12 protein-coding genes are annotated in these 12073 nt (G+C 32.2%); 7 read left to right on the top strand and 5 right to left on the bottom strand.

The annotated features are described in order from the left end of the window. Positions 1-26: 26 nt before the first annotated feature. The gene (rseP, locus tag FHS04_RS03850; protein WP_106680553.1) at positions 27-1367 is read right to left on the bottom strand and encodes an RIP metalloprotease RseP; all 1341 of its coding nucleotides are present in this window, start codon (positions 1365-1367) and stop codon (positions 27-29) included. A 166-nt stretch (positions 1368-1533) separates the two neighbouring features. Between rseP and FHS04_RS03845 the strand changes: the two genes are divergently transcribed. From FHS04_RS03845 to feoB, 3 genes are all read left to right on the top strand, one after another. Beyond that, complete coding sequence (locus tag FHS04_RS03845) at positions 1534-2208, top strand: SCO family protein (RefSeq protein WP_106680557.1); 675 nt, start codon at positions 1534-1536, stop codon at positions 2206-2208. 72 nt (positions 2209-2280) lie between these two features. Beyond that, positions 2281-2514 carry a FeoA family protein gene (locus FHS04_RS03840; RefSeq protein ID WP_106680559.1) on the top strand — a complete coding sequence of 78 codons (234 nt, stop codon included), beginning with the start codon at positions 2281-2283 and terminating at the stop codon, positions 2512-2514. After that, positions 2511-4610 carry a ferrous iron transport protein B gene (gene feoB / locus FHS04_RS03835; protein ID WP_106680561.1) on the top strand — a complete coding sequence of 700 codons (2100 nt, stop codon included), beginning with the start codon at positions 2511-2513 and terminating at the stop codon, positions 4608-4610. Before FHS04_RS03840 ends, feoB begins: the two co-directional genes overlap by 4 nt. Positions 4611-4742: 132 nt before the next feature. On the opposite strand, the gene FHS04_RS03830 is transcribed toward feoB, so the two are convergent. Together FHS04_RS03830 and FHS04_RS03825 are read right to left on the bottom strand one after the other, a co-directional pair. Then, positions 4743-5564, bottom strand: a complete 822-nt coding sequence (locus FHS04_RS03830; RefSeq protein ID WP_027879189.1) for a ZIP family metal transporter — start codon at positions 5562-5564, stop codon at positions 4743-4745. A 1-nt stretch (position 5565) separates the two neighbouring features. Next, a complete protein-coding gene (locus tag FHS04_RS03825; protein WP_106680566.1) occupies positions 5566-6219 on the bottom strand; it encodes a metal-dependent transcriptional regulator in 654 nt (217 codons plus the stop codon). Between the two features lie 104 nt (positions 6220-6323). On the opposite strand from FHS04_RS03825, the gene FHS04_RS03820 reads away from it, so the two are divergent. Then, complete coding sequence (locus FHS04_RS03820; protein ID WP_106680569.1) at positions 6324-8576, top strand: TonB-dependent receptor; 2253 nt, start codon at positions 6324-6326, stop codon at positions 8574-8576. A 2-nt stretch (positions 8577-8578) separates the two neighbouring features. On the opposite strand, the gene FHS04_RS03815 is transcribed toward FHS04_RS03820, so the two are convergent. Beyond that, positions 8579-8989: a hypothetical protein gene (locus tag FHS04_RS03815; protein WP_106680571.1), complete on the bottom strand. Its 411-nt coding sequence runs from the start codon at positions 8987-8989 to the stop codon at positions 8579-8581. A gap of 49 nt (positions 8990-9038) precedes the next feature. Continuing rightward, a complete protein-coding gene (locus FHS04_RS03810) occupies positions 9039-9827 on the bottom strand; it encodes a TerB family tellurite resistance protein (RefSeq protein ID WP_106680573.1) in 789 nt (262 codons plus the stop codon). A 242-nt stretch (positions 9828-10069) separates the two neighbouring features. Here FHS04_RS03810 and FHS04_RS03805 point away from each other — a divergent pair, with 242 nt between their 5' ends. From FHS04_RS03805 to FHS04_RS03795, 3 genes are all read left to right on the top strand, one after another. Then, complete coding sequence (locus FHS04_RS03805; RefSeq protein ID WP_027879194.1) at positions 10070-10480, top strand: BrxA/BrxB family bacilliredoxin; 411 nt, start codon at positions 10070-10072, stop codon at positions 10478-10480. A gap of 85 nt (positions 10481-10565) precedes the next feature. After that, positions 10566-11306 carry a lysophospholipid acyltransferase family protein gene (locus FHS04_RS03800; RefSeq protein WP_106680575.1) on the top strand — a complete coding sequence of 247 codons (741 nt, stop codon included), beginning with the start codon at positions 10566-10568 and terminating at the stop codon, positions 11304-11306. Then, positions 11296-11952, top strand: a complete 657-nt coding sequence (locus FHS04_RS03795; protein ID WP_106680577.1) for an HD domain-containing protein — start codon at positions 11296-11298, stop codon at positions 11950-11952. Before FHS04_RS03800 ends, FHS04_RS03795 begins: the two co-directional genes overlap by 11 nt. The last annotated feature ends 121 nt before the right edge of the window (positions 11953-12073 follow it).

The following is a 12073-nucleotide window of genomic DNA, read 5'->3' as shown; positions in this document are numbered from 1 at the left end:
TACTACAAATAATAATTTTAAAAAATTTAATTAAAAATTGCTTTTACTATATCATTACCATTTGCAAACAGCACTAAAGCTATTAAAATGAAGAAACCAACCATTTGAGCTTTTTCTAAAAACTTCTCTCCAGGCTTACGTCCAGATATCATTTCGTATAATAAAAACATTACATGACCACCATCTAATGCTGGTATTGGCAATAAATTTAAAACACCTAACATTATAGATAAAAATGCGGTTAATCCCCAAAAGGCTTGCCAGCTCCAAGTGCTTGGAAATATATCGTAAATAGCTTTAAAACCACCAACACCTTTATATGCTCCTGTTTTAGGATTAAAAATTGCTTTTAATTGTCCAAAATATGAGGTGATTTGACTGGTAAACTTTTTAAATCCAACGCCAAAACTTTCTCCAAAAGAATAATTTTTTGTTATAATTTTTAAATAACCTAATTCTTCAAAAGTTTTTAAACTTCTTGTTGTTACAACATCAAGTTTAGCATACTGATCAACTTTTAAATCTCTATTAATTGTAGTATTACCTCTTTGTATAGTTACATTAATAGTTTGCCCTTTTGTATCTTCTAAAATCGGAGCTACTTGATCAAAGTATTCTGCTGGTTTACCATTAATGGATTTAAAAATATCTCCTTTTTGTAGATCAACAGATTTATTTAAAGAAGTATCCATTATCTTTTCAACTATAAAAGGTTGACGCAAATCAAATAAAGATCTATCATCACTTGAAGATAATTGTCCTAAAAAATCTATGGGTAATTCTATTGTTTTTTCTTCTTTTCCTCTTTTTATAGTAACATTATTAGCTCCAATAATATTTCGTCTAATATCAGATTCATATTTTACAGGTTCTCCATCTACCTTAGTAATTTTATCTCCTGTCTTAAAACCTATTTTAGTTAAGATTGGATTTTCTATTACAAACCCATCTTTTAAGCTTGAAGCAGATATATCTGTATCTCCGTACACAAAAGATGCTACAATATAAATAACTAATGCTAGTAAGAAATTTACAAAAACACCACCTAACATTATTATTAAGCGTTGCCATGCTGGTTTAGACCTAAACTCCCAAGGTTGTGGTTCTTGCGCCATTTGCTCTGTATCCATACTTTCGTCGATCATACCAGAGATTTTTACATAGCCTCCTAATGGTAACCATCCTATACCGTAAACCGTTTCGCCTATTTTCTTCTTAAAAAGAGAGTATTTTACATCAAAAAAAAGATAAAACTTTTCGACTCTGGTTTTAAATGCTTTTGCAGGGATAAAATGTCCTAATTCATGTAAGACAATTAGTAATGACAGACTTAATAAAAACTGTCCAATTTTTATGATAAATTCCATTTAGTATTGTTATTCAATAGTAGTCGGCAAAAGTAAGTATTTAAGCTTAGTATAAAAAACTTAATACCTTATGCTTAAGTATAATTAACAAATTTTATGAGCTATATCATGTAGTTAATCCTCTTTTTACTCGTATTTTTGTATTCCGAATTTAAATTAACTTGGTATGCTTAACTTTTTTAAAGCTTATAAAAAATTTGCTATCGTATTTGCTATTATTTCAATTATAATTATTTCAATTTTTTACAACATTTTGAAGGTAGACAAACCTTTACCTATTTATCAACCTGCAGATGTAAGTACTGAATTGGTTGATAGCACCATTCAACACAAAATAAAATATCATAAAATAGCAGATTTTAGTTTAATCAACCAAAACGGAGATACAATTACCCAAGAGACTTATAAAGATAAAATTTACGTAGCCGATTTCTTTTTTACAACCTGTCAAACCATTTGTCCTATTATGACAGATAACATGGTAGATATTCAAAAAGAAATTAAAAATGATGATGAAGTTATGCTGCTTTCTCACTCTGTTACACCAAAAATTGACAGTGTTGCACAGCTAAAACGCTACGCCATCAAAAAAGGTGTTATTGATAGTAAATGGAATTTAGTTACCGGAGATAAAGGCGAAATTTACCGATTAGCCAGAAAAAGTTATTTAGCTGTTAAGGATGATGGAATGCCAGACGATTATGGCATGGTACACACCGAAAATTTTATGCTAATAGACAAAAAGAGACAAATAAGAGGCTATTACGATGGTACCAAAAAAGATGAAATTAAACGTCTTTTACAAGATTTAAAAACTTTAAAAAAAGAATATGAAGATTAGTTTTTAGCTTTCAATTTTTTTAGGCTAAAATTTTCCATTACTTTTGCTTCTTTAAAATCAATCTAAATAAGCTTGAACAATACACTAGACACATTAAAAAAAGGAGAAATAGCAACTATAATAGATGTTTCTTCAAAACATATACCTCTAAAACTTCTAGAAATGGGATGTTTGCCCGGTAATAGTGTTCAGTTGGTTCAATTAGCGCCTTTTGCAGATCCAATGTATTTAAACATTAACGGTAGTCATCTGGCAATTAGAAAAGAAACTGCTATTCATATTTTAATTGAAAAAGAAACTGCATGAGTAAGCAAATAAATGTCGCTTTAATAGGTAACCCTAATACTGGTAAAACTTCTGTTTTTAATGCCTTAACAGGTTTAAATCAAAAAGTTGGAAACTATCCAGGAATTACTGTAGAAAAAAAAGAAGGTATCTGTAAATTACCAAGAGGCGTTAAAGCGCACATCATTGATTTACCAGGAACTTATAGTCTTAATGCATCTTCGTTAGACGAAAATGTAGTTATAGAGCTTCTTTTAAATAAAAACGATAAAGATTTTCCTGATGTTGCTGTCGTAGTAAGTGATGTAGAAAATTTAAAACGTAACCTTTTACTTTTCACACAAATAAAAGATTTAGAAATTCCAACCATTCTTGTTATTAATATGGCAGACAGAATGAGTTACAAAGGTATTTCTTTAGATATTCCTTATTTAGAACAAGAGCTAAACACTAAAATCGCCTTAATAAGTACAAGAAAAAAACAAGGTATCGAAGGTTTAAAAGATTTAATTTCTAATTTTAGAGAATTGTCTACAGAACCGTGTTTAAACGCATCTGAGATTGATCCAGATTATTTTAACAAACTACGTAAAGCCTTTCCTAACCAACTACTTTATAAACTTTGGTTGGTAATTACACAAGATGTTAACTTTGGTAAAACAGATAGAAATGAAATTGAAGCTATTGCTAGTTTTAAAACCAAATCTAAAAGCGATTTAAAACGACTACAGCAAAAAGAAACTATTAAGCGCTATCAATTTATAAACAATACCTTAAAAGTTGGACAAACCATAGATGTTAGTCAAGCTAAAGATTTGCGCACAAAATTTGACCGTATTTTAACCCATAAAGTTTGGGGATACGCCATCTTTTTTATCATTTTACTTCTAATTTTTCAAGCTATCTACGACTGGTCTTCAGTTCCTATGGATTTTATTGATAATGCTTTTGCTAATCTTAGTGATTGGGTTAAAAATACATTACCAGAAGGCGCATTTACTAATTTATTAGCAGAAGGAATAATATCTGGACTTGGTGGAATTGTCATTTTTATACCACAAATTGCATTTTTATTTCTATTCATAGCTATACTAGAAGAAAGTGGTTACATGAGTCGTGTTGTTTTCTTAATGGATCGTATAATGAGACGATTTGGATTAAGCGGTAAAAGTGTTGTACCACTAATTTCTGGAACTGCATGTGCTATTCCTGCAATAATGGCTACGCGTAATATAGAAAGCTGGAAAGAGCGCCTAATCACCATTTTAGTAACACCTTTTACAACGTGTTCGGCTAGACTGCCTGTCTATTTAATTATCATTTCTTTAGTAATTCCAGAAGGACGATTTTTAGGGTTAAGTTACCAAGCATTAACCTTAATGCTGTTGTATTTACTAGGTTTTGGTACTGCGATTATTTCGGCATACATTTTAAATAAAGTGCTTAAAATTAAAAGTAAAACCTTTTTTGTGGTAGAAATGCCAAACTACAAATTACCATTGTTTAAAAATGTTGGCTTAACGGTATTAGAAAAAACAAAGTCGTTTGTTTTTGGTGCTGGTAAAATTATTTTAGCGATCTCTATTATACTTTGGGTTTTAGCATCCTATGGTCCTGGTGAAAACTTTAATAATGCTGAAGACATTATTAAAACCGAATACGCGTTACAAAATTTAAGTGAAGACGAATTAAGCCAAAAAATAGCTGCTCAAAAATTAGAACATTCCTTTATTGGTATTGCAGGACATGCAATAGAGCCTGCTATTAGACCTTTAGGTTACGACTGGAAAATAGGAATTGCAATTGTAAGTAGTTTTGCTGCTCGCGAGGTCTTTGTTGGTACATTAGCAACCATTTATAGCGTTGGTAATGATGATGAAGACACTATAAAAAACCGAATGGCAGGAGAAGTAAATCCAATACTTGGCGGACCTTTATTTAATTTTGCATCTGGTATTTCTTTATTATTATTCTATGCGTTTGCAATGCAATGTATGAGTACGTTGGCAATTGTAAAACGAGAAACAAACAGCTGGAAATGGCCAATTTTACAGCTTGTAATTATGACCTCAATTGCTTATATTACTGCTTTAATGGCATTTCAATTTTTAAAATAAAATGAACATTTTACAAAACATATTAGTTTTTTTAACCTTTGGTTTAGCTATTTCATTTTTAATCAAAAAATTCTTCTACAAAAAGAAATCGAAAAAAGCTTGCGGAACTGATAATTGTGGATGTAGTTAGCTCTATCCTAAAGCCACATCCAAGGTCATCATAACAATAAATCCACCAATAAATCCAAGTGTTGCTATGTCTGTATATTTATCTCTTTGGGTTTCTGGCACGACTTCTTCAACAACTACAAAAATCATAGCACCTGCAGCAAAAGCTAATGCATAAGGTAAAATTGGAATAAAAAAGGTGACTGCAACAGCACCAATAACTGCAAAAATAGGCTCGACTATTGCACTCATTTGTCCATACCAAAAGCTTTTAAATTTACTAACGCCTTGACGTCTTAATGGCATAGAAACAGCTAAACCTTCTGGAAAATTTTGTATTCCAATTCCCAATGCCAAAGCAACAGCGCCACCAATACTAGCTTCTGGTATTCCTGCAGCAACACCTCCAAAAAGCACACCAACTGCTAAACCTTCTGGAATATTATGAAGCGCAATTGCTAAAACTAATAAGGTTGTTCTGTGCCAAGGAGATTTTACGCCTTCTTTTTCGCTTTCTTTAAAATTAATGTGTAAATGCGGTAATACTTTATCTAATCCAAAAATAAATAATGCACCTAAAGCAAATCCTACTGCAGCAGGAATCACTTTTACAAATCCTTCGCCTGGACTCATTTCTATTCCTGGTGCTAATAAGCTCCAAAAACTGGCTGCAACCATAACACCGCCAGTAAAACCAAGCATACCGTCTAGCAAGGCTCTATTCATTCCTTTAAATAAAAATACTAGTGCAGCACCAGATGCTGTTAAAATCCATGTGAATAATGAGGCGTACAATGCACCTAATATAGGATCTATACTTTCAAAATATTGAATAATGCTATCCATTTTATACTAGTTTTATGTAAATATTATTTGAAATTAATTTAGAAATTTGAAGTGTTTTGTCTTCAATTTTTATAGTCATAGAATCGTCAAACTTTTCTTTTCCAACCACTTCTATAGATGTTCCTAAGGCTATGTTATGCTTACTTAAATATTTTAAAAAATCTGATGAAGAATCGTTTACACCAACACAAACACCAACACTGTTAATGTTTACTTTAGATAAAATTGTTTTTTCTCTAGTAACCATATTTCCGTTTTTATCCGGAATAGGATCTCCATGTGGATCATGCGTAGGAAACTCTAAAAACGCATCCAATTGGTTGACTAATTTATCAGATTTAATATGCTCTAATTGTTCTGCTACATCATGTACTTCGTCCCAAGTAAAATTTAGCTTTTGCACTAAAAACACTTCCCAAAGTCTATGTTTTCTAATAATTGAAGTCGCTACAATTTTACCATCTTTGGTTAGGCTAACACCTTGATATTTTACGTAATTAACCAAGTCTTTTTCGGCTAATTTTTTAACCATATCGGTTACAGAAGACGCTTTAGTCTCCATTTGCTCTGCAATTGCATTGGTACTTACCGCAGTAGTTCCATGCTTACCAAGATGATAAATTGCTTTTAAATAATTCTCTTCAGATAAAGTCACTAGTTCATTTTTAGATAAACAAAGATACAAATTTAATATATTCAAAAACATATTTTTAGACAAGCCTAAAAATATGTTTATATTTGCATAAAAATAATTGACTAATGAAGCTAGTTTCGCTCTTAATATCTCTATTTTCTGTAATATGTGTTGCGCAAAACACATATACAATTTCAGGCACAGTTTCTTCAGAAAACGCAAGTATACCTTACGCTAACGTTTATTTGGAAAACACCAAAATTGGAACTACAACTAATGAAAATGGTTATTTTGAAATTAAAAACATCGCAAGTGGTAATTATACAATTGTTGCATCTTACGTTGGTTTTAAAACTGAAAAGAAAGAAATTATAGTTGATAAAAACTTTAAAAACCTATCATTTCAACTTATAAATGACCAATCTTTAGATGAAGTCGTTGTTTCTGGAACATTAAAAGCTGTAAACCGATTAGAAAGTGCTGTTCCAGTAGAAGTGTATACGCCAACATTTTTCAAAAAAAACCCAACTCCAAATATTTTTGAAGCGTTGCAAAACGTAAACGGTGTAAGACCTCAACTTAATTGTAATGTGTGTAATACTGGCGATATACACATTAACGGACTTGAAGGTCCGTACACCTTAGTAATGATAGATGGTATGCCCATAGTTAGTGGTTTATCTACTGTTTATGGCTTATCTGGTATTCCAAATTCTTTAATAGAACAAGTCGAAATTGTTAAAGGTCCTGCATCTTCTTTGTACGGTAGCGAAGCAGTTGGTGGATTAATAAATATTATCACGAAAAGTCCAGACAATGCGCCAACGGTTTTTGCAGATAGTTTTATAAATTCTTGGGGCGAACTTAATGTTGACGCTGGTTTTAAAGCTAAAGTTGGCGAAAAAGCAACGTTGCTGTTTGGAACTAACTACTTTAAATATGATAATCCAATAGATAATAACAACGATAATTTTACCGATTTAACGCTTCAAGATCGAATTTCAATATTTAATAAATGGGATTTTAAACGACAAGATAACCGCATATTTTCGATTGCTGGACGCTATTTTTATGAAGATAGATATGGTGGAGAATTACAATGGAATAAAAATTTTCGAGGTGGAAACGAAGTTTATGGCGAAAGCATTTACACTAGCCGATTTGAAATTTTAGGTAAGTATCAATTACCGGTTAATGAGCATATCAATCTGCAATTTTCATATTCTGATCATGATCAAAACTCAGTGTATGGAGATACGCCATATTTAGCAAAACAACGTATTGGTTTTACGCAATTGGTTTGGGATAAACCTTTAAGAAATCACGATTTATTATTTGGCGCAGCGTTACGTTATAACTATTACAACGATAATACAACTGCAACTATAAATGCAGATGAAGTTACTATACCTTCTCTTTTTGTTCAAGATGAAATTAAGCTAAACGACAAACAAAATTTATTGTTAGGCGTACGGTATGATTATGATAACAGACATGGGTCTATCCTTACACCTCGTATTGCTTACAAATACAAACCAACTGAAGACGATATTATTAGACTAAATGCAGGAACAGGTTTTAGAGTTGTAAACCTTTTTACCGAAGATCATGCTGCACTAACTGGAGCAAGAGATGTAATAATTGAAGAGACATTAGATCCAGAACAATCGTACAATATTAACCTTAACTATCTAAAGAGATTTTACACTAAAAAAGGTATGATTTTCACTTTAGATGCTTCGGCTTGGTATACTTATTTTACTAATGCAATTTTACCAGATTACGATACTAATCCTAATCAAATTATATATGATAATTTAGATGGACATTCGGTTTCTAAAGGGTTAAGCTTAAACTTTGATGCTATTTTTGCAACAGGTTTTAAAGCTAATATTGGCGCGACAGTACAAGATGTTACACAAACTGAAAAGAACATAACGACACGACAAATTTTAACCGAACGTTTTACAGGAACTTGGGGAATATCATATAAACATTATCCAACGCATTTAACCATTGATTATACGGGTAATGTTTATGGACCAATGCGTTTACCAACTTTAGGCGATTTAGATCCAAGACAAGACTACTCGCCTACTTGGAGCATACAAAACATACAATTAACCTACGATAAGTTTAAAAACCTTGACATTTATGGTGGCGTAAAAAACTTACTAGACTGGACACCAAATAAAGGCAACCCTTTTATCATTGCTAGAGCAAACGATCCTTTTGACGAAAATGTTCAATTTGATAATAGTGGTAATGTTGTTGCAACACCAGATAACCCTTATGCATTAACCTTTGATCCTTCTTATGTCTATGCACCAAACCAAGGAATTAGAGTGTTTTTTGGGATGCGTTATACTTTAAAGTAACTCTATTGTTTTTCTAAAGTCATACCTTTTACCCAAAACAAGTTAGATTGATAAAAACGTAAAGCTGTTTTAATAACTCTATCCGATGTATCTCTTGGTGATTTAGATATGTATCTTGCATTAGTTTCATTAAAATCTAAAGTAAATTTATCGTCTAGAGATGAAGATGAAAAAGAAACAACCTTTTTATCTATTTGCCAATATCCTTTACCGTAAGTGTTAGTTTCTTTAGGTATTCCGTTTTCATCTCTTTTATAATTATGAAAGCTGAAAGTTCCGTCTTGATGTAACGTTAAGGTACGCTTTAATTCGAATTTTTCAGTATTTGTATGCAAAAGGTACACACCAGAAATATCTTGCGCTGTGCTTGAAACACTCCAAATAAAAAATAAAAGAGCAATGCTATATTTCATATTAAAACAATTGAAAAGTTGACTTCTATATTAATCACAGGAAGACAAATTAAAACCCACGTTCTTTCTGTAACTGTTCGTAAGCTTTTTGTACTTGTCTAAACTTTGCTTCTGCGCCTTGTTTGTGTTCTTCGCCAAGATGCTCTACACGATCTGGATGATATTTCATCACCATTTTACGATACGCACGTTTTATTTGGTCTACAGTTGCTGTTTTATCTATTTCTAAAATTTTATAAGCATTGTCAGATTGATTATAAAACATGGCTTTAATGCTATTATAATCACGACTGCTTATTCCTAAATAACCTGCAATGGTATAGATTTGACGCTCTTCTTCATCTACAACAATATCATCTGCTTGTGCTATTCCGAATAAAAAATGAAGTAATTGCAAACGCGCTGCATGATCCATCATAGTTTTGATCTGCAAACAAACCTGTCGCGTATTTATATTTTGATTATTAATTTGTTTAAATAATCTAAAGGCTTTGTTAGCTCTGTCTTTACCATACATTTCTACAAACTTCATACGAACATAATCAAGCTCGCGTTGGTCTTGGCTACCGTCTGCTTTTATAACTACAGAAGCTAAGATTAATAAACTTACTTCAAAATCTCCTGAAGTGGTTTGTGCTCTTTTTTGTTGCTGTGTACGGTAATCTGGTCGTGTTCTGTATCTTGGTCTTTGTTGTTTTGGTTGCCCGTCGCCTAACAAAGTTTCTTTACCGTCTGCTAATGCGTCTCCTAAACTACCTAAAGCTAACCCTATTATTGCACCAATTGGTCCGCCTAAAGACCAACCTAAAGTGGCACCAATCCATTTTAATGCACTCATTAATTTGTTTTTGTTGTAAATATAATACTTTGTAAGTATACTTTTTGTTGGTTTTGTTACTGGTTTTGGCTGGTAACTGCGTTAAGGATAGAGGCTTTGTTGGAGCGCCTTGCAAAGCGCGACTGCCGATAGCCTGACCTTATGACACCATAAGTGTTATAAGGTAACGCCAAAATAACTTTTGCATGGTTTTTGCTTATCTTTGCAAAGAATAGATTTATAAATACAAAAATTACATAAATATGTATCCAGCAGAATTAGTAAAACCAATGCGCGAAGACTTAACAAACGTTGGTTTTGAAGAATTACATACACCTGAAGCGGTAAAGGCTGCATTAGCAAAAGAAGGTACAACGTTAGTGGTTGTAAATTCGGTTTGTGGTTGTGCTGCTGCTAACGCACGTCCAGGAGCAAAAATGAGTTTAAACAATCCTAAAAAACCTGATCATGCGGTTACGGTTTTTGCTGGTGTTGATAAAGAAGCTACTGATGTTGCTAGACAGCACATGGTACCGTTTCCTCCAAGCTCACCAAGTATGGCGCTTTTTAAAAATGGCGAATTAGTACACATGTTAGAAAGACATCATATTGAAGGTAGACCTGCAGAACTTATTGCACAAAACCTTATGGATGCTTATAATGAGCATTGCTAAGCCTTAACAAGATTAAAGTATTATTTAAAAGCCACGATTTTTTATCGTGGTTTTTTTATTTTTGAAACTTAAAAAATCACTACTAATGAGAAAACTTTTAGCTTATCCGTTAACTTGTATTTACTTCCTATTTTTTGGGTTAAGCTTACTTGTTTTTCATCCAATACAATGGTTTTGCTTTAATGTGTTTGGCTATCAAGCACATAAAAAAAGTGTAGATTATCTTAATTTTTGCTTGACACGTTGCTTGCATTTTTTAGGCTGTACTTATCAATTTAAAGTGCCAAGCGATTTACCTACTAATGTGCCTGTAATTATTGTTGCTAATCACCAAAGCATGAACGATATCCCACCAATAATATGGTTTATGCGCAAGTTTCATGTCAAGTTTATTAGCAAAAAAGAATTAGGTAAAGGCTTGCCAAGTGTTTCTTATAATTTACGTCATGGTGGATCGGTTTTAATAGATCGTAAAGATGCCAAACAAGCACTTAGCAAGATTAAAGAAATGGCTGCTTATATTGAAAAAAATAATAGAAGCGTAGTTATTTTCCCTGAAGGAACGCGTAGTCGTGATGGACAACCAAAACCGTTTCAGACACGTGGTTTAGCAACTTTAATCGAGCATGCGCCTAATGCTTATATTTTTCCTGTTACGATAAATAATTCTTGGAAAACATTGATTTACGGAAAATTTCCTATGGGTATTGGTTATCGCCTAAAATATACTGTACATAAACCTTTAAAAATTAGTGATTACGATACACAAACACTTATAGAAACTACAGAAAACACCATTAAAAACGCCATCACTTTTGAAAAATAATCAAATTATTGAAGCTACTAAAACCTTTGTAAAAACGACTTTAAAAGATGCCGAAGGTGGACACGATTGGTTTCATACAGAACGTGTTTACAACAATGCGTTATTAATTAGTAAAGGTGAAACGGTAGACGAATTAGTTGTTGCGCTTGGCGCTTTATTACATGATATTGCAGACAGTAAATTTAATGATGGTGACGATACTGTTGGACCAAAAATAGCTGGAGAGTTTTTAATGAAACAAAACGTATCTACCAAAGTAATTAATCACGTTATTAAAATTATTGAAAACGTGTCTTTTAGTTCTAATATAGATAATGCTTCTGCATTTAAATCTAAAGAATTAGAAGTGATACAAGATGCAGATCGGTTAGATGCACTTGGTGCTATTGGTATTGCACGTACATTTAATTATGGTGGATTTAAAAATAGAGCACTTTACAATCCAGATATTAAACCTAATTTAAACCTTACAAAAGACGAATACAAAAAATCTACTGCACCAACTATAAATCATTTTTACGAAAAATTATTATTGTTAAAAGACAAAATGAACACTAAAACTGGTCGTAAAATTGCTGAAGAAAGACACAACTACATGGTCGATTTTTTAAAGCAGTTTTATGCTGAATGGCATGGTGAGAAGTAGTTTAAAATATTATTCCTAATCTTGTTCGCTGAACGAAGTCGAAGTGAAATAAAAAAGTAAAACACACCATCTTTTATACGTTATGCGATTTCTCTCTACGTTCGAAATGACTAACAAATTA

The organism is Mesoflavibacter zeaxanthinifaciens subsp. sabulilitoris, from assembly GCF_014191595.1.
Lineage (GTDB): Bacteria > Bacteroidota > Bacteroidia > Flavobacteriales > Flavobacteriaceae > Mesoflavibacter > Mesoflavibacter zeaxanthinifaciens.
The sequence above is the reverse complement of the archived record's forward strand: the minus strand, read 5'-3'. Positions and strand labels throughout refer to the sequence as shown.